20 protein-coding genes and 1 pseudogene are annotated in these 17,235 nt (G+C 32.7%); 17 read left to right on the forward strand and 4 right to left on the reverse strand.

Going from position 1 to position 17,235, the window contains the following annotated elements; translation table 11 throughout:
• Window positions 1–8: 8 nt before the first annotated feature.
• The 4 genes from BN2665_RS19145 to BN2665_RS19160 are packed head-to-tail and all read left to right on the forward strand — an operon-like array spanning window position 9 to window position 2,946.
• Entirely contained in the window at window positions 9–1,310 is a 1,302-nt protein-coding gene (locus tag BN2665_RS19145) for an alpha/beta hydrolase family protein (RefSeq protein WP_055668720.1), read from the forward strand.
• A 25-nt stretch (window positions 1,311–1,335) separates the two neighbouring features.
• Complete coding sequence (locus BN2665_RS19150) at window positions 1,336–1,806, forward strand: GNAT family N-acetyltransferase (RefSeq protein ID WP_055668721.1); 471 nt, start codon at window positions 1,336–1,338, stop codon at window positions 1,804–1,806.
• A 19-nt stretch (window positions 1,807–1,825) separates the two neighbouring features.
• Window positions 1,826–2,296 (forward strand): GNAT family N-acetyltransferase, encoded by a 471-nt coding sequence (locus BN2665_RS19155; RefSeq protein ID WP_055668722.1) that lies wholly within the window; start codon window positions 1,826–1,828, stop codon window positions 2,294–2,296.
• A gap of 35 nt (window positions 2,297–2,331) precedes the next feature.
• On the forward strand, window positions 2,332–2,946 hold the full coding sequence (locus tag BN2665_RS19160) for a non-canonical purine NTP pyrophosphatase (RefSeq protein WP_055668723.1): 615 nt from the start codon (window positions 2,332–2,334) through the stop codon (window positions 2,944–2,946).
• Between the two features lie 48 nt (window positions 2,947–2,994).
• Here BN2665_RS19160 and BN2665_RS19165 read toward each other — a convergent pair.
• Window positions 2,995–3,251, reverse strand: a pseudogene (locus BN2665_RS19165) (GNAT family N-acetyltransferase); the annotation flags it as partial.
• A gap of 182 nt (window positions 3,252–3,433) precedes the next feature.
• Here BN2665_RS19165 and BN2665_RS19170 point away from each other — a divergent pair.
• The 3 genes from BN2665_RS19170 to BN2665_RS27405 are packed head-to-tail and all read left to right on the forward strand — an operon-like array spanning window position 3,434 to window position 4,871.
• Entirely contained in the window at window positions 3,434–4,369 is a 936-nt protein-coding gene (locus BN2665_RS19170; RefSeq protein WP_055668724.1) for a GNAT family N-acetyltransferase, read from the forward strand.
• 33 nt (window positions 4,370–4,402) lie between these two features.
• Window positions 4,403–4,717 (forward strand): CD3324 family protein, encoded by a 315-nt coding sequence (locus tag BN2665_RS19175; RefSeq protein WP_055668725.1) that lies wholly within the window; start codon window positions 4,403–4,405, stop codon window positions 4,715–4,717.
• The gene (locus BN2665_RS27405; RefSeq protein WP_195892728.1) at window positions 4,701–4,871 is read left to right on the forward strand and encodes a hypothetical protein; all 171 of its coding nucleotides are present in this window, start codon (window positions 4,701–4,703) and stop codon (window positions 4,869–4,871) included. The genes BN2665_RS19175 and BN2665_RS27405 overlap by 17 nt, the downstream gene beginning before the upstream one ends.
• Window positions 4,872–5,021: 150 nt before the next feature.
• Here BN2665_RS27405 and BN2665_RS19180 read toward each other — a convergent pair whose 3' ends face one another.
• Window positions 5,022–6,332 (reverse strand): transglutaminase domain-containing protein, encoded by a 1,311-nt coding sequence (locus BN2665_RS19180; protein WP_055668726.1) that lies wholly within the window; start codon window positions 6,330–6,332, stop codon window positions 5,022–5,024.
• A 153-nt stretch (window positions 6,333–6,485) separates the two neighbouring features.
• Between BN2665_RS19180 and BN2665_RS19185 the strand changes: the two genes are divergently transcribed.
• The 9 genes from BN2665_RS19185 (at window position 6,486) to galE (ending at window position 12,546) form a co-directional block, all read left to right on the forward strand.
• Window positions 6,486–7,157 (forward strand): DNA alkylation repair protein, encoded by a 672-nt coding sequence (locus BN2665_RS19185; protein WP_055668727.1) that lies wholly within the window; start codon window positions 6,486–6,488, stop codon window positions 7,155–7,157.
• 28 nt (window positions 7,158–7,185) lie between these two features.
• Window positions 7,186–7,770 (forward strand): GNAT family N-acetyltransferase, encoded by a 585-nt coding sequence (locus tag BN2665_RS19190; protein ID WP_055668728.1) that lies wholly within the window; start codon window positions 7,186–7,188, stop codon window positions 7,768–7,770.
• 38 nt (window positions 7,771–7,808) lie between these two features.
• Window positions 7,809–8,450: a zinc dependent phospholipase C family protein gene (locus tag BN2665_RS19195; protein ID WP_055668729.1), complete on the forward strand. Its 642-nt coding sequence runs from the start codon at window positions 7,809–7,811 to the stop codon at window positions 8,448–8,450.
• A gap of 33 nt (window positions 8,451–8,483) precedes the next feature.
• Complete coding sequence (locus BN2665_RS19200) at window positions 8,484–8,972, forward strand: GNAT family N-acetyltransferase (RefSeq protein ID WP_055668730.1); 489 nt, start codon at window positions 8,484–8,486, stop codon at window positions 8,970–8,972.
• 310 nt (window positions 8,973–9,282) lie between these two features.
• Window positions 9,283–9,450 carry a hypothetical protein gene (locus BN2665_RS27410; protein ID WP_195892729.1) on the forward strand — a complete coding sequence of 56 codons (168 nt, stop codon included), beginning with the start codon at window positions 9,283–9,285 and terminating at the stop codon, window positions 9,448–9,450.
• Between the two features lie 75 nt (window positions 9,451–9,525).
• Window positions 9,526–9,867, forward strand: coding sequence for a ribosomal maturation YjgA family protein (locus BN2665_RS19205; RefSeq protein ID WP_055670012.1), 342 nt, complete (start codon window positions 9,526–9,528; stop codon window positions 9,865–9,867).
• Between the two features lie 31 nt (window positions 9,868–9,898).
• On the forward strand, window positions 9,899–10,921 hold the full coding sequence (locus tag BN2665_RS19210; protein WP_055668731.1) for a serine hydrolase domain-containing protein: 1,023 nt from the start codon (window positions 9,899–9,901) through the stop codon (window positions 10,919–10,921).
• Window positions 10,922–10,978: 57 nt separating this feature from the next.
• Window positions 10,979–11,416 carry an NUDIX hydrolase gene (locus tag BN2665_RS19215; RefSeq protein WP_242865993.1) on the forward strand — a complete coding sequence of 146 codons (438 nt, stop codon included), beginning with the start codon at window positions 10,979–10,981 and terminating at the stop codon, window positions 11,414–11,416.
• A 122-nt stretch (window positions 11,417–11,538) separates the two neighbouring features.
• On the forward strand, window positions 11,539–12,546 hold the full coding sequence (galE, locus tag BN2665_RS19220) for a UDP-glucose 4-epimerase GalE (protein WP_055668732.1): 1,008 nt from the start codon (window positions 11,539–11,541) through the stop codon (window positions 12,544–12,546).
• An 89-nt stretch (window positions 12,547–12,635) separates the two neighbouring features.
• Here galE and BN2665_RS19225 read toward each other — a convergent pair whose 3' ends face one another.
• The gene (locus BN2665_RS19225; protein WP_055668733.1) at window positions 12,636–13,895 is read right to left on the reverse strand and encodes an MFS transporter; all 1,260 of its coding nucleotides are present in this window, start codon (window positions 13,893–13,895) and stop codon (window positions 12,636–12,638) included.
• Between the two features lie 20 nt (window positions 13,896–13,915).
• The gene (locus tag BN2665_RS19230) at window positions 13,916–14,959 is read right to left on the reverse strand and encodes an ArsR/SmtB family transcription factor (protein WP_055668734.1); all 1,044 of its coding nucleotides are present in this window, start codon (window positions 14,957–14,959) and stop codon (window positions 13,916–13,918) included.
• Window positions 14,960–15,233: 274 nt separating this feature from the next.
• Here BN2665_RS19230 and cooS point away from each other — a divergent pair, with 274 nt between their 5' ends.
• Window positions 15,234–17,147 (forward strand): anaerobic carbon-monoxide dehydrogenase catalytic subunit, encoded by a 1,914-nt coding sequence (gene cooS, locus BN2665_RS19235; protein WP_055668735.1) that lies wholly within the window; start codon window positions 15,234–15,236, stop codon window positions 17,145–17,147.
• The last annotated feature ends 88 nt before the right edge of the window (window positions 17,148–17,235 follow it).

Here is a 17,235-nt window from a genome sequence, read left to right on the forward strand (position 1 = left end):
GGTGAAAAATGGGTATTATTATATTCTTAACTGCTATGGTTGCTGAAGTTGCATTTGCAGTATTCTGCATTATTACAAAATCTAATCAACAAAAAGTAAGAAATATTATCAGAATTGCTGCATTTATGTGTTTTGCGCTGTTTACTGCTCTGTCGATAATTGACTGGAGTTTTCGTTACTACACTTTAGCCGCCTTTCTATTTTTACTGGCCATAATGGGGACAGTAGACTTAATTAAGAAAAAACAAGAAAAAAGAGCATATAAAATAGTGCGTGTTGCTATGAAAACAATAGGAATGATAGTACTTATCCTTATGGTAACTCTACCTTCAATAATATTTCCACAGCATGAGATAATAAAGTGGACAGGCCAATATCAGGTTACGACTATAGACTACACCTACACAGACACAAAACGAATTGAGCCCTATACTGATACTGGAGAAAATAGAAAGTTGAATGTGAAGCTATGGTATCCTAAAAATTCAAACGGAACATATCCTTTGATAGTATTCTCACATGGTGCATTCGGCATCAAAACAAGTAATGAGACACTTTATAATGAACTGGCAAGTCATGGTTACGTTGTATGTTCAATGGACCATACTTACCAATGCTTATACACTACTGATGATAAGGGACATACTACATTTGTAGATAAGAGTTTTGTGAAAGAGTTAGCTTCAGATAATGCAGAATCTAACAAACAACAAAGCTATGACAATTATCAAAAGTGGATGAGAGTACGCACAGATGACATAAATTTTGTGATAGATTATATACTTACACAAGCAAAGAGCAATGCTTCGGATACTGTATATAAACTTGTAGACACAACAAAAATTGGTGTTATGGGACATTCTCTTGGAGGCTCAGCGGCACTGGGTATAGGTAGAATGAGAAACGATATTAGTGCTGTTATTGCACTAGAGTCACCCTTTATGTGTGACATAAAGGGAATTAAAAACAATGAGTTTATTTTTACAAATGAGAAGTATCCCATACCTGTACTTAATGTGTATTCGGACAGTTCATGGGATCATTTAGCCGACTGGCCACAATATGCTGAAAATTATGCCTTGCTGTCTAATAATAATCCCACAGCATTTAATGTGCATATAAGCGGTGTGGGGCATTTTACTCTAACTGATCTGGCGCTGACAAGTCCACTTTTGACACGCCTGTTCAACGGACAGAAATCAACAACAAGCACTGAGCACTGCCTCAAAGTAATTAACAAGATCTGCCTTGAATTTTTTGATTGCTATTTAAAGGGATCGGGGGAGTTTAAGTCAAATGGTGCTCATTAGTATATAAATATGAAGAGGGGTTATTATGGAGATAGAATTTAAACTATACCAAAGACCATCAAATAAGGATATTATTAAGCAAATTATAAATATAATAAATTCCTTAACAGGAAAATGGTTTACTGAAAATGTTGCTGCAGATACAGAAAGAGACCTTTTGTTTCAAGATGTTTTATGTATAACCATTGAAGATAAGATAGTTTCCTTTATTATTTTTACATGTTGGGATGGTTCAATTTATATAACATTAATGGGTACAAAACTGGAACATCAGGGATTAGGATTAGGTTCTAAATTAATGAATTATTTTTGTAGTTACATAAAGCAAATAGGGTTTGATGAGATTGTAGTTTTGACTGTTCCTCCCAAAGTTAAACCTTCATATAATTCAACAGTAAATTTTTACATTAAAAATGGCTTCGAAATTACCCAAGAATATCAAGAAATGTGGGAGAATGGAGCAGTGGAATTAATTAAAGATTTGGCTAAAGATTGAATAGTAAATGGGTGAAAAAATGAAAGAATATAAAATTACAAAAGTAGATAGTCAAAATTATTCCATGTTTGATGATATGGTTTTTTGGAGGATTAATAGAAGAGAAAGAACATATGCTGAAAAGCTAGAGGCAGCAAATAATAATTTCAACGATATATATTTAGCACTTGAAAATCCAAATTTATATGTTTATGCTGCATTAGATAAAGATAAATTTGTTGGTTGGATTTCAATAATATATATGCCTAAGGTAGGTAGACTAAATGGTCTTGGACATGTATATGTTGATGAATTGTGGGTTGAACCTACATATAGAAAACAAGGTATAGCAAGTAAACTTATGAAAAAGGCTGATGAATTATTAAATACAACAGCATCAGCGGGAATTCGTTTATATGTAAATTCAGAAAATCCAAAGGCAAAAATGTTATACGAAAAATGTGGCTTTTCAGAAAGTGGTATAGCTTATTTCATGGAAAAACATAGATGATAGATATCATAATTTTTTATAGGAGCTGATGCAATTTGGAGATTTTATATGGAACAAGAAACCTTGCAAAGATCAATTCAATGAAAAACATGCTAAAAGATTTAGATATAGAAATTCTTTCCTTAAATGATGTGGATTTAAAAATAGGAGCTATTGATGAAAGTGGAAATATCCCATTAGACAATGCTAAGATAAAAGCTTTCGCTTACTACCAAGTCTTTAAGAAACCTGTTTTTTCTTGTGATTCAGGGTTATACATAGATGGGATAAGCCCAAGTAGTCAACCGGGGGTTCATGTAAGAAGAGTAAAAGGTAAGGAATTAAATGATGAGGAAATGATAGAATATTACTCTGAATTAGCGTTAAATGCTGGTGGCGAGGTTAGAGCAAGATATAAAAATGCAATATGCTTGATTTTAAATGAAGAAGAAGTTTTTCAGTATGATGGAGATGATATTTGTTCTGAAGAATTTATTATCACTTCTATTCCACATAAAAAAAGAAATAAAGGTTTTCCTTTAGATTCCCTATCTAAAGATATTAAAACTGGTAAATATTATATGGACCTAACTTACCATACTCCAGAGGAAGCCAGTATGATAAATGCCTTTAGAGAGTTTTTCATGAAGAGTCTAAATATCGAAAGGTAAATTTTAAGGGGAAGCTATTTTTGCACTTCCCTTTAAGAATAAAGTGAACTATATATTCTTTTTCATATAATAACGTTTACGTCCACATGGACAATTGTCTAATACACCAAAGATCTCATATCCATGTTTCAAGTAAAAATCTTTTGCTTGAAAATCAAAGGTGTCTAAATGAACTAATTTGCAGCCTTTTTCTTTAACAATCTTCTCCACTTCCTTTAAAAGTGTAGAGCCATATCCATCTTTTCTAAACTCTTCTTTTATCCATAAAACATCTATAATATGCAATTCCAACAATATAATAGACTATTTTATGAATCTTTCTATTTAGTATAACAGCTAAAAGCCATAATATTTCCAAAGTCCATTAATAGTATTTGAATGTGCAGGTAAAAAATTAGTGCAATTGTTTTTTACCTGTATTTCCGATTTAGTGTATGAGATAATGAGAATGTAGAAATTTCCTGTAAATATTTCGGAGGTGGTTGACATGAAAACTATTAAAAGAATAACTGCAAATACAATGAGCGAGTTCGCAGATAAAATTGAGTATGCAAAAGCAAATTTCATTCCGATGTTACCATTTGTAAAAATGCCCATGCATGATTTTGATAGATATAAATTTTATAGTGAAAAAGGAATTTATTTAATTGACTACATTGGTAACGAATATTGTCTTTACCATCTTTATCATTTGAATGAGGGAGATGATACATTACGAGCAACATTAATTCTTCCATCAAATTGGGAAAAGAGATTTGAAATTATCGAAAAATCAATTCCTAATATTAAAGAGTGGTTTTTGTCGGAAGATAATTCGAAAAAGTTTATAATTCAATCACTTGAATATGGAGAAATTGAATACTTTCCAACGCTTTCACATTATCTAATTCCTACAATTATCAGAAACGGTTTTGAACCAAAATACAGGATGTATATGAAAAGGGACTGGAGTGTGCCGGTGCATCAGGCAGATGAACTTGCTAATGGTTTTTCGCCAACAAATTATTCAGATAAACTTCTGAATAATATCATTGATTTTTACTTTAAAAATGAATCTACCAAAAATTATCGTTACTTCACAAATTGCACCTATGAGGAGTTTTTGGATATGTTAAAACAAAAGTTCACTATTAATAATTCGAGATTTATTACTGTAGATAATGACAGGGTTGTCTCTGGTATTATTGTGTCAAAGGAATCAGGAAAGGTATGGATTGATAATTTTTCAGTTAGTCCTGAATATAATGGCAGCGGTATTGGGGATTGTCTCTTGAGTGAAACCATAATTCAATTGTCCAAGGTTTGTCCAGAAGAGGCAATTTACATTTACTTAAACAGAGATTGTCATGACGCAGTTTCTACTTGTGAAAAAAACGGTTTTGTTCCTTTTGAATTCTGGACAGACATGATTCTAGAAAGGTAATACCTATGTCTCAGCATTGAAGGAGGTTTTTTATTGAACTATAAAAACGCAAAGGATATTTTTCCTCCTGAACTTTTAAGGGAAATTCAAAACTATGTTCAAGGTGAGAGAATTTACATTCCCCAGTTGGAAAATATGAGAGTAAATTGGGGTAATAAAAGTGGCTCAAGGCAGGAAATAACTTTTAGGAATAGTGAGATTTTGAAAAAATATAAAGACGGTTATAGCTTTGAGGAACTAAGCGAACTATTTTGCTTGAGCAGTGAGTCTATTAGAAAGATTGTTTATAAAAATTTGAAGGATGAAAATAAATACATAGAAGGAGAGCGAAATGTCAAAGAAATATAGAGGAAAAGGCTTGATTCACTTGCCTTCAAGAGGAAGAGGAACATGCCCTGTTTGTAAGGCTAAAAGAATCAAACTGTTATATGAGATTTTACAAGATAATGGCGGAAAATTGACGGTATGTAAGCGTTGTAGGCACAAGAAAGTGAGTATTTGATATTAAAAAAAGCCTAAACTGATTGTTTGGGCTTCTTTATTTTGCTTAAATTGCTTTTATATGCGTACGTGATAATCCTCCATCATACTCTCCTCAATAACAAAATTTTTCATTTAATAAATATAACTATTATGAGAAAAATCTTGTTATCTATTGTGTAGAAAATTTCATTATAGTTGGCTTGGCTATTTTTATACCAGCAGCAGAAAATACATTATCAGTAATGATTAAATAATAGGTACTATGAGTTTCATAAGCTGTTTTTGGGGTTATGCTTACATGCTTATTTAACCCTTCAATAATGTTTACATTGCATTGAATTTTATTTAAAGCTATTATTTCTGGTATATTTGAAGAGCCATCATATACATCTGCCTTAACTATAAAAATATTTTTATCGTTTATTGTGTTCAAGGCTACTTCCTTTGAAAATTTAATTGTCCATTTTTTATCCAAAGGAATATTATTAGCATAATTTATGATATTAAAGCCTTTAGTGCTCATGAGTTCATAAGCAGGAGTATCTACAGCTACATACTTAGTAACCGCAGATTTTGGATAAGCATTTCTATCAAAACTGTGATCTTTGAGTATCTGCTCATCAGTTAAATTGTAGTAATTATAAAGTATTCTACCTTTCTTATCTGGTACAGGATCATCCCAAGTACAATCTAGGTGATACCAGTTCCCTCTAATATTTATTAAATTCCAAGCATGTCCAACATTATTCACAGTGCCAGAAACAACTTTGTTTTCTATACCAGCCTTTTTAAGCATTTTATAAGTAAGCAAGGCATAGCCTTGGCATACTGCAGTACCGTCAAATAGAGCATTGTAAGCAGAATATTTTTGCAGGGACTCGTCGTAAGCTACATGGGATACTATATAATCGTGAATAGCTTTTTCTCTTTTATCCTTGTTCATATCAGGAGTTAATATAGCTTTTAATATAGAGTCAATTTTTCCGTCTACTAAAATGTCCTCTTCCTTAGAGGAGATATAGTTAACATTAAAGGTCAACTCCACATTTCCATCATAACCTCTGAAGGAACCTGACATCCTGCTTATAGAAAAATAGGAGTAATCATCATTCAATCTTATATAGTCTAATAAGTTATCTATTAAATTATTTTCTAAATCAGAAAAATTACCGCCATAGAGCAAAGAAAAGGAAGACTCTTTTTCTCTACAATGATTTAATACTGCCACTTTTAATTCTTCCAAATTTCTATAAGTTTTATTTTCATAAGTACTATTTACTTTAGCTTTTATTGTAGAAGTTGAAACTGTACTTTGTGAGGCAGGAATTCTGGAATCTTTGTATATAGAATTTTCTACATTTACAGTAAGGGTGTTAGTTCCGTTATCAGCATAGGCCTTTAGTGCAACTATTGAAAGTAAGCTTGTACATAAGAAACTTAATGTAAATAAAAATATAATAATTTTATTTTTTACTTTCATAATGATCTATCCCTCCTTTTTATGTATTAATACGATTATAACACTTATTATAGGGGACGGTTAACAACTTTAATATAAAGTATTAAAGTTGTTAACCGTCCCCTATATATGGTAGAATATAATTATCATAATATTCTAATAAAGGAGGAGAAGATGAATATAAACGAGGTGATGCAAGAACTACAGAACATGGGAACGGAGCAAAATAGGAAGATCTATAAGAGGCATGGTGCAGGAGACAATCAATTTGGAGTTAGCTTTGCTAATTTTAAGTTATTAAAGAAAAAAATCAAGCTTGACCATGATTTAGCTATACAGTTGTGGGAAACAGAGAATACGGATGCCAGAATATTTTCTACTATGATTATTGACCATACACGGATAGAGGAAGAAACTATTGATACTTGGATTAAAGAAATAGATTATTATGGACTTCTAGACCAGTTTATTTATAATGTAGTAGCTAAGAGTCAATATGCAGATAAAAAGCTTAAGCAATGGCTCAATTCAGAGGATGAGTGGATAGGTAGAGGAGCCTGGGATATTGTTATACATAAGGCTATGAATGATAAAGATATAGAAGATGATTATTTTGAAGAGCTACTCATTAAAATAAAAGAAAATATACATCAAAGTAAAAATAGAAAAAAGGAATCCATGAATAATGCGCTTATAACTATAGGACTTAGGAACGAAGCTTTAGAGAAAAAGGCGATAGAGGTTGCTGAAGTTATAGGGAAGGTTCAGATAGATCATGGAGATACCTCTTGTAAAACTCCCAGCGCTGTAGAATATATAAATAAAGCTAAGAAACGTAAGAATTAAGCTTAAAACTATTAAGGGGGAAACTTTTATGAACCTAACAATAAGACCATTGTCTTCAGACTTGCTTGAAGATTACCTTTATTTCTTTGACGAAGTCGCTTTTGTAGATAATCCTCACTGGAGAGGTTGCTATTGTACCTATTATCATTTTAACGTAAGCAACAATGAATGGATAAAAAGGACAAAGGAGTATAACAGAGAAGCAGCGAAAACTTTAATAAAAGAGGAAAAGTTATCAGGGTACTTAGCATATATTGATAATAAGCCTGTAGGATGGTGTAATGTAAATCTTAAAGCTAATTATAGCAGACTGCTTTCTGTGAAAGAGATAGTAGAAGCTGAGGAAGGTTTAAGCTGCTCCATTGTATGTTTTGTAATTGCTCCAGAATATAGGGGGAAGGGATTAGCCAGCAAAATTCTAGAGCAAATATGTAAGGATTATTCTCATAAGGACTTCGATTATATAGAAGCATATCCTATGAAAGGAGATTTAAGCAATGCTCATCAATACCACGGACCTTTTTCTATGTATATGAATTCTGGATTCACAATCTGTAAAGAGCTAGATACATATTATATTGTTAAAAAGAACTTAAAGAATAATGCCCTTTAATTATTTTATTTAATAATATATCATAGGGAGGTCGTGTCATGGCATCATGGATGACACATGTATTTATTGCATCACAAATATATAATAAAGTTAATCAGGAAAAAAGTTTAGATAAGTCTTACTTTATTTTAGGAAATATAGCTCCAGATTTATGTCATGATAGTGGGGTTTCTAAAGAAGATACTCATTATCAGGAAGAACTTTATGATAAATTAGATTTTGGAAAATTTATATACGATATAAATAAGTTACAAATAGAAGATGAAAAGATAGCTTCTTTTTTCAAGGGATATCTTTGCCATATGATCACAGATGACATTTGGCTATATAATATATACAATACCTGCTACAGATATAATGATAATATTTATCATAATGAAGAAAAGAATAAATTAAAAGAAGAGGATATGGAAGAGTTAGATAAATATATAGCTAATTTAATATGTCCCAAGCATGTTAATAATTTAGTAGAAAATATAGATCTAGACATAATACCTAACTGGAGTTGGATAAACAAAGATATCATACAAGCCAATTGGACTAAGGTATTAAATTTTTTAAAGGATCTTAATCCTAAGGATGACTATAAGGTAAAGCACATACCTAAGAAGCTTTTAGACAGCTTTATAAATTTGAGTGTAAGGTTATCTATAGAATATATAGGTGAATTAAAGATATAAGGGTATCTGCAAAAGAAAGAAGGATATAAGTTAATGGAAATTTCTATAGTAAGAATGAGTGAAAGATACGCAAGAACTATTGTAAATTGGTGCTATGAGGGTCCTTATGACATATATAATATGGGTGGCGATGAAGAGGGAATTAGGGAATTGAAAGAAGGTCTATATTATGCTGCCCTAGCTTCTAATAATGAGCTAATAGGCTTCTTTTGTTTTGAAAAATGGGCTCAGGTATCAGCAGGAAACAGCTATGGTGCTTATGAAGATAAGAACTTTGTGGACATCGGATTAGGCATGAGACCTGATCTATGTGGACAAGGAAAAGGATACGAGTTTATTATAGAAGGCATAAAGTTTGCAAAGAGGACCTATGGAAATAAAAATATAAGATTAACAGTAATCAAAGATAATATCAGAGCTATAAAGGTATATAAGAAAATAGGATTTATACCTATAATGGACTTTGAACGCTTTGATAGATATGAAAATATAAAATTTATGACTATGAATTATATAATTTAAATCGTTAAATGAGCTAACTTTAGCTTCTCAAAATACCAATACTCAAAGGATTTTGGGAAGCTTTAAAATATAAACAAAGGAAAGAGGCGGTCAACTAGTGTTAGGCTTTACAATTTGCTTTATAAGACAGAGAGATAAGGTACTGATTTAAATCCAGAAAACACAGGAATTGCTCGTAATGTACCTTTTTTTCTTAGAAAAGATGCTTTATGATGAGAAAAAATATGAACATAGATGTATATTTGAGAAAGGTTCGCTGAAGGCTGTAGAGCATTTAGATTTTAAATAATTTTTTGGAGGGAAGGGTATTATGGAGACCTTTGGAAGAGGTTGTCTTTATTGCATTATAGGAGTGGCTGTATTGATGCTTTTAGCTATGATGCTAAGAACCACTATTAATATACCTTGGTTCATATTTATACCGTTGGTAATATTAGCTTTTGTATATGCAAGCAAAAAAACTAATAATAGAAAATGATAGGTAAAGAAGGTACATGCAGTGAAAAGTGATAAAAGAAATAGAACTCTATACTTTATTTTTATAGTTATAACCATGCTTCTAGGCCTAGGGTCTAGAAGATTTTCTTATATATTACCAAATTTTATAAGCAGCTTTTCAGGAGATATCTTGTGGGCATTAATGATGTTTTGGATTTTTGGCTTTATATTCAATAGTTTTAGAACAAGAAATGTAGCTCTGCTAGCTTTAACTTTTTCCTTTACTATTGAAATAAGTCAGTTATATCATAGTCCATGGATTGATAATATAAGAAGAACTACCTTAGGCGGTTTAGTGCTAGGCTATGGATTCCTATGGAGTGATCTAGTATGCTATTCCATAGGAGTGCTTATGGGGGTTTTTATAGAGAAGCTATTAATACATTCTAAAGTATAAAAAGTACTTTAATTAAAAGGGGGCAAAGAAGATGTTGCTAGATAAAAATGCAATAGAAAAAATAGTAAGCAAAATAGATGAGGAAAAGCCATTATCAGGGGTTATATCAGTAATACAACAGAATCACACTGTTTTTAATCAAGCCTATGGTTTTGCTAATAGAAGTGAGAAGATAAATAATAATATCCATACTAAGTTTGGTATGGCCTCTGGATGCAAGGGTTTTACCGCAGTAGCTATAGCACAGTTGGTGGAGAAGGGTTTATTAAGGTTTAACAGCTTGTTAAAGGAATATGTAGATATCCCTAATCTTGATGAAGCTATAACCATAGAGCATTTATTGACTCATAGCTCTGGAGTGCCAGATTATTTTGATGAAGAAGTAATGAAGGACTACAGTGAATTATGGCTAGAAAAGCCTATGTATACCATGAAGAAGCCTTCAGATTTTATGTACTTTATTAAGAATAGACCTATGGACTTTAAACCAGGAAGCAGCTTTAAATATAACAATACGGGCTTTATTATATTGGGTATAGTCATAGAAAAAATTACTGGTATTAGTTTTACAGAGTATGTTCAGAAAAATATACTAGAGCCTTGTGGAATGGACAGCACAGGATATTTTTATATGAACAGGCTGCCAGAGAATACTGCTTATGGATATCTAGAAGATGAGCAGGGAGGGTGGGAAGCAAATATTTATTCCATACCTATTGTGGGAGGACCTGACGGAGGAGCTTTCACTACAGTCATGGATATGACAAAATTTTGGAAAGCTTTAATTGGAAATAAGCTTTTAAGCCAAGAGATAACAAAGACTATGTTAACTCCTCAAATCCATGTGGAAGAGGAAGTATTCTATGGCTATGGAATTTGGATAAATAAGAGAGAAGATAAAATCCTTAAGTATCACTTAATGGGGGGAGACCCAGGAGTAAGCTTTAGATCATCCTATTATCCAGAGCTAGCTTTAGAGATTACTGTATTATCAAATAAAGAATACGGAGGCTATGTAGTTACAAAAGCTATAGAAAAATATTTAGGAATATAATAAAGATAATGTGATTTACTTGAAATAATAGAAATACTTTTGGAGGGCATGATAATCATGGAAGTTAAAACCTACAACTTAGGAGATATTAAGGATGAAGACTTAAAATTTGCAGTAATTTTTGCAAGGTTTAAAGATAAGTATGTGTATGTGCAGCATAAAGAAAGAACAACCTGGGAGATTCCTGGAGGGAGAAGAGAAATTAATGAGCCCATTAACTATACAGGAGAAAGAGAATTAAGAGAGGAGACTGGAGCAGAAAAGTTTACTATAGTACCTATTTTTGAGTACTCTGTAAAGAAGGAAGGAGTGCCGATAAATTACGGAAGAGTATTTTATGCAGATATAGAAACCTTGGGAACATTACCTGATCTTGAAATAGGAAGGGTTGGTTTATTTGATGCATTACCTGATAATTTAACCTATCCGCAAATACAACCTATAATATATGAAGAAGCGTTGAAGATACTTCGGGATAATATTTTAATAGATTAAAAATAAATAAGTGATATAATATTTTTAGATATACTTTTTATTTTTACCTTTCGTATAATATGTATCCATAAAAAGGATACTTCAATTAATATATTCTAACATGAGAGAGGATGAAATGTAGAATGAAAGTTTTAGTAACAGGAGGAGCTGGATACATAGGAAGCACTATTTGTTCAGCATTAAAAGACAATGGTCATGAAGCTGTTATTCTTGACTCACTTATAACAGGTAAAGAGGAATTTACTAAGAATAGAGTATTTTATAAAGGAGACATAGCTGATAAAGCAATTTTAGATAGGATATTTAAAGACCATCCAGATATAGGCTATACCATACATTGTGCAGCCTTGATTGTGGTGCCAGAATCCGTGGAAAAACCTTATGAGTATTATACTGAAAATGTATCAAAATCCTTAGAGCTATTCCGTAATTTAAACGCTTTAGGATGCAAAAATGTTGTATTTAGCTCTTCTGCAGCTATTTATGATGATTCATCAAATTTCATAGTGACAGAAGAATCACCACTTAACCCAAGAAGTCCATACGCTCGTACAAAATATATGATGGAAATGGTGCTACAAGATTTTTGTAATGCCTATGGCATGAGAGGTATCGCTCTTAGATACTTTAATCCTATAGGAGCAGACCCTAAAATGCGCTCAGGAATACATCTAAAATCCCCATCTCATTTGCTTGGAAAGCTTGTAGACGTAGCTCTAGGAAAAGATCCTGTATTTAAGATAACAGGCGTGGATTGGGACACAAGAGACGGCTCAGGTATAAGAGATTATATACATGTTTGGGACTTGGCTATGGCTCACATTAAAGCTATAGAGAACTTTGATAATATATTCAATAGCTCTAAAGAAGGTTCCTACATGGTAATAAACTTAGGTAAAGGTGATGGAGTTACTGTAAAGGAAATGGTAGCTGCCTTTGAAAAAGTATTTAACCAAAACGTGAATAAAGAAGAAGCACCACCTAGACCAGGAGATGTACCAGGAGCTTATGCAAGCTCAGACAGAGCCGCGAAGCTTTTAGGCTGGAAAGCAGAATTATCCTTAGAGCAAGGTATAGAAGATGCACTAAAGTGGGCAGAACTTAGAGAAAATATTTTAGGATATAAGTAATTTTTTTAAAATAAAATACTATGATCAGTTAACGGTCATTATTGAAAGCTATGAAAAACACATTGATACTTTTATCAATGTGTTTTTGTTTAAATAGCAATTAAATTCCGAGAGGCTTTAATTAGCATTATTGCAGCAACCATTCTTATGATTCCTCCAAGCACTATTGTTATAGAAGTTCCCAATAAGTTAGATAATAAACCTGCAAAATAGGCTGAAATAGGTATAAGCGTCCATGTCATGAATCTGCTGGTGGATTGCACCCTTCCAAGGAGGGGCTTTGGAGTGATTGATTGCCTCAAAGTTACTATACATGGACTAATTAGTGATACTGCAAAAGTCCCTAATGCATTGCTCAGTACGAGAAGAATATAATTTTTTAAAATTCCAAAGATTATAATGGAGATTCCTCCCACCACTAAGCCTATAATTATTATATTTATATATGAAAGATACCTTCTTAAAAAATTTGTAAGAATAGAGCCTAATATAGCGCCAATGCCACCTATAGAAATTAAGAGTCCTATTTTTTGAGCATTAAGGTTAAGTACACTTTTAAAGTGAAAAACCATTACGGTTAGAAATAGTGTTGTCCCAATTGCTGAAAAAATTAAGGCAATATTGGTATAGAGCAGAACAGGAGTGTTAAATACAAATTTAAAACCTACTCTTAAATCCTCTATTAGCTTTTTAAAAAATCCTCCAGATTTATAGGATTCTAATTTATCTTTTGTGCTAACAATATGTTCAGGTATATGGATAGATAAAACTGCCAAGAAAGTTCCTAAAAAACTTAATCCATTAATTAGCAGGGCGTATCCAGGATTATAAATATTTATAATTAAGCCTCCAATAGAAGGGCCTATTAGCATTGCCATGTCATAAATTCCTGAATCCAAGGAATTTACAAAATGCAAATCCTCTTTTTCACATATCAAAGGTATTGAGGAGAATTCAGCTGTATTATAAATTTGTCCAAAGAATCCTAAAAGTAAGGCCCCTAAATATATATGCCACATTTCTAGATTATTTATGATATAAAGAAAACCCATTGCGCAAACTAAAATACTCCTTAAGGCATCAGATATTAAAAGTAGCTTTTTTTTATTTACCATATCAGCTATGGTGCCAGTAATAGGTTGAAATATATTTGGTACTTTTTCTATAGCAGCAACAATACCCATCTGCACTACTGATCCCGTCACGTTATATACAATTAAAGGCAGAGTAATAAAATATACTTGATCTCCAATAAAAGAGATAAGATTTCCAATCATTAACCTATAGATTGGTATTAATCTGCAAAAAACGGTTTTATCCATCAAAGGAAAATCGTTATTTTTAAGCATAGCAGCCTCCTACCAACCAATTATTTTTCTAAATATATTTTTAAATCGGATTCAATAGAAAAAAGAGCATCCTTGTTCAATTGATACATAGAATTCACTGTTCGTACAATCCGTACTGACCTTAATAAACTTAAATGATGGTGAACGGTGGACTTGGCCATATCTAGTTTTTCAGTTAATTCTTGAAGTGTTTTATCGCCTTCATAGAGAAATTTTATTATTTTAAGTCTCACTTCGTCTCCCAAGGCTTTATATCCTTGAACTAAGGTGAAGGCTGGAGCATATGTGTCTTTATCATCCGTTAAGCTTTCATCACTTATGGGATAGTAGAAGATTTTTGTATTGATATCATCAGCTTCTACAGTCCAAGGTCTATAAATGTATTGAGGTATAAGAAGCACATCTGTTATAGTTGGCTCCGGCAGGTATGTGGTACCTATAGTCCATTCAACAAGTTTTTCAGCAGTAAGCTTTTCCATCATTGCGCTTTTAGTTTTAAAGTCCTTCTTAAGCATTGACAAGAAATGTGTCTCATCGGGCTTAATTATGACTTCGTACCATGCCTGCATTAAGGTTATAAGATGGTTCTTCAGTATATTAATTGATACATTGCATATGAACTCTATATAATCTGGAAAGAATTTATGCTTTGAGCATAGCTCAATCAATGACATCCTAGCTTTTATATCTCCTGAGGAAGCATCTTTTCTATTTTCCTCATTTTGGTTGCCTAGGAAAGGAAGAGAATAAAATCTTAAATCTTCCTCAGATAAATCTTTTATATATTGTAAAAACATATTTAAATTCTCGAAGTCCCTTGTATGGAGGAGTTGAAGTAAGGTCTTCCAAGTATTATGCTTTTTGCTACACTCCAATTCCTTTTTACCTTCAGAGGATAATTTATTTATGGCATCACTCCAGTATTGCTGAGGCTTCTCAAGAGAATGATGCAGCTCATCATAGGTAGAAGCTGCAATACCTAATGCACATTCCCACAGTAAAGAGTATTTTAAAGTAACTTTATAGGTTGTTTTTATGCCTGAGCTGATATTAAGAAGGTTCATAGAATCAATCCTTTCAAATGATTATATAGAAATGAAAAATTTAACTTTAAGTATATTCTATAATAATGGAATATATAATTCAATATATTTCGAATGAACATTATGAAAAAGATTTGCTGCACCTCTTAAAAGTGAAGTAGATTCAATTAAAAGTGTATAAAAAAATACTTATAAATAATAATAAATAGCAGGTAAGGTTATAGTAAGTGATACAAAAAATGCAGAAAACTAAATATCATATCAAGATAATAAAAGATTATAGGAGGATAGTTTAATGAGTGAAACAATACTTGAAAAAACTGAAGGCCGCGTCAGCTATCATGATTCTGTTGAGGAGATGCTTAAGAGGATAAGGGAAGATGGTATGTCAAATGTATTTGATAGATGGGCATCTCAGGAAAAAATCAGATGTAAATTCTGCTTAGAAGGATTAAGCTGCCAATTATGCTCCCAAGGACCATGCAGAATCAATCTAAAAGGAGAGCAGGAAAAAGGTGTATGCGGAATTGGCCCAGACGCTATGGCAATGAGAAACATGCTGCTAAGAAATATTATGGGAGCAGGTACATACAGCCATCATGCATATGAAGCCTTTAGAACTTTAAGAGCAACTGGAGAAGGAAAGACTCCATTTACGATTAAAGATGTAGATAAACTTAAATGGATGTGTGAAAAGGTTGGAATTGATACAAATCAAGATACAAACAAAATGGCAATAGACTTAGCTAACTTTTTAGAAGCTGAAATGGGTAGTGATACTGATGAGCCAAGTGTTATGGTAGATGTATTTGCCCCAAGAAAGAGAAAACAAGTATGGAAGGGTCTTGGGATTTATCCTTCAGGAGTAGTACATGAAGAGCAAAATGCTGTAGCAAGCTGTTTAACCAATGTTGATGGAGATTACGTATCCTTAGCAAAGAAAGCTTTAAGCTTAGGATTAGCTACTATTTACACTGCGCAAATAGGATTGGAAATGGTACAGGACATTTTATTTGGAACACCTGCTCCTCATGAGGTGAATGTTGATTTAGGGATTATGGATCCTGAGTATGTAAATATTGTATTCAATGGTCATCAACCTTGGCCAGGGGTTGCTACTATGCAGAAGGCAAGGCTACAGGAAGTTCAGGAAAAGGCAAAAGCCGCTGGTGCAAAGGGCCTTAGAATAGTTGGTTCCATTGAAACAGGTCAGGAATTGCTACAAAGATTTGAAGTAGATGATATATTTGTGGGGCTTATGGGTAATTGGCTAGCCATAGAACCCCTTCTAGCTACAGGTACAGTGGATGTTCTCGCTATGGAAGAAAACTGTTCTCCACCTGCAATAGATCACTATGCTGAAAAATATCAGGTAACTTTAGTAGGAGTAAGTACCGTTATTGGGGTCCCAGGATTAAGCCACATGATTCCTTATAATCCTGCAAAGCTAGAGGAAATGGCTGATAAATTAATAGATTTGGCTATTGAAAACTTTAAGAAGAGAAAGAGTACTGTTACACCAAAGGTTCCAAGAATAACACAGAAGGCAATAGCTGGATTCTCTACAGAAGCAGTGGTAAAGGCTTTAGGAAATAAACTTGATCCTTTAGTGGATGTTATCGCTGCAGGCAAAATTAAAGGAATAGTAGCTCTAGCAAATTGCTCTACCTTAAGAAATGGTCCTCAGGATTGGAACACAGTTAATCTAGTAAAGGAATTAATTAAGAAAGATATCTTAGTTGTAGCTGGAGGCTGCGGTAATCATGCTCTTGAGGTAGCAGGTTTGTGTAACCTAGACGCAATAAATATTACTGGAGAAGGACTTAAAGAAGTATGTAATATGTTAAAAATTCCTCCAGTTCTAAGCTTCGGAACCTGTACAGATACAGGAAGAATATCTATGCTTGTTACAGAGCTTGCTAATCACCTTGATGTTGATGTACCTGATCTTCCTATTGCTGTAACAGCTCCAGAGTGGATGGAGCAAAAAGCTACTATTGATGGTGTATTCGCTGTAGCATATGGAGCTTATACACACTTATCACCAACTCCATTTTTAACAGGAGCAAAACAGCTTGTAAAGCTTCTTACTGAGGATGTAGAGAACTTAACAGGAGGTAAGATTGCTTTAGGTGACGATCCAAAAGAGGTAGCTAATAACATTGAAGCACATATATTAAGTAAAAGAAAGGGTTTGGGTTTAAGCTAACTAAAATAGGCTTTGCTAGACTAAATTGTTGTTATATACACACTAAAACAGGTAGTCAAATTTAAACTTAAATTCAAATTTAGGCTAC

The sequence above is a fragment of the Desnuesiella massiliensis genome (assembly GCF_001403615.1).
Classification (GTDB): domain Bacteria; phylum Bacillota; class Clostridia; order Clostridiales; family Clostridiaceae; genus Desnuesiella; species Desnuesiella massiliensis.

Bases quoted from the DNA above. Each gene is read 5' to 3' on its own strand.
- BN2665_RS19205 (WP_055670012.1), top strand. From the start codon at position 9,526: ATGCTTCTAGGCCTAGGGTCTAGAAGATTTTCTTATATATTACCAAAT.
- galE (WP_055668732.1), top strand. From the start codon at position 11,539: ATGAAAGTTTTAGTAACAGGAGGAGCTGGATACATAGGAAGCACTATT.
- BN2665_RS19145 (WP_055668720.1), top strand. From the start codon at position 9: ATGGGTATTATTATATTCTTAACTGCTATGGTTGCTGAAGTTGCATTT.
- BN2665_RS19185 (WP_055668727.1), top strand. From the start codon at position 6,486: ATGAATATAAACGAGGTGATGCAAGAACTACAGAACATGGGAACGGAG.
- BN2665_RS19195 (WP_055668729.1), top strand. From the start codon at position 7,809: ATGGCATCATGGATGACACATGTATTTATTGCATCACAAATATATAAT.
- BN2665_RS19200 (WP_055668730.1), top strand. From the start codon at position 8,484: ATGGAAATTTCTATAGTAAGAATGAGTGAAAGATACGCAAGAACTATT.
- BN2665_RS19180 (WP_055668726.1), bottom strand. From the start codon at position 6,332: ATGAAAGTAAAAAATAAAATTATTATATTTTTATTTACATTAAGTTTC.
- BN2665_RS27410 (WP_195892729.1), top strand. From the start codon at position 9,283: ATGGAGACCTTTGGAAGAGGTTGTCTTTATTGCATTATAGGAGTGGCT.
- BN2665_RS19230 (WP_055668734.1), bottom strand. From the start codon at position 14,959: ATGAACCTTCTTAATATCAGCTCAGGCATAAAAACAACCTATAAAGTT.
- BN2665_RS19215 (WP_242865993.1), top strand. From the start codon at position 10,979: ATGGAAGTTAAAACCTACAACTTAGGAGATATTAAGGATGAAGACTTA.
- BN2665_RS19190 (WP_055668728.1), top strand. From the start codon at position 7,186: ATGAACCTAACAATAAGACCATTGTCTTCAGACTTGCTTGAAGATTAC.
- BN2665_RS27405 (WP_195892728.1), top strand. From the start codon at position 4,701: ATGTCAAAGAAATATAGAGGAAAAGGCTTGATTCACTTGCCTTCAAGA.
- BN2665_RS19225 (WP_055668733.1), bottom strand. From the start codon at position 13,895: ATGCTTAAAAATAACGATTTTCCTTTGATGGATAAAACCGTTTTTTGC.
- BN2665_RS19170 (WP_055668724.1), top strand. From the start codon at position 3,434: ATGAAAACTATTAAAAGAATAACTGCAAATACAATGAGCGAGTTCGCA.
- cooS (WP_055668735.1), top strand. From the start codon at position 15,234: ATGAGTGAAACAATACTTGAAAAAACTGAAGGCCGCGTCAGCTATCAT.
- BN2665_RS19155 (WP_055668722.1), top strand. From the start codon at position 1,826: ATGAAAGAATATAAAATTACAAAAGTAGATAGTCAAAATTATTCCATG.
- BN2665_RS19210 (WP_055668731.1), top strand. From the start codon at position 9,899: ATGTTGCTAGATAAAAATGCAATAGAAAAAATAGTAAGCAAAATAGAT.
- BN2665_RS19150 (WP_055668721.1), top strand. From the start codon at position 1,336: ATGGAGATAGAATTTAAACTATACCAAAGACCATCAAATAAGGATATT.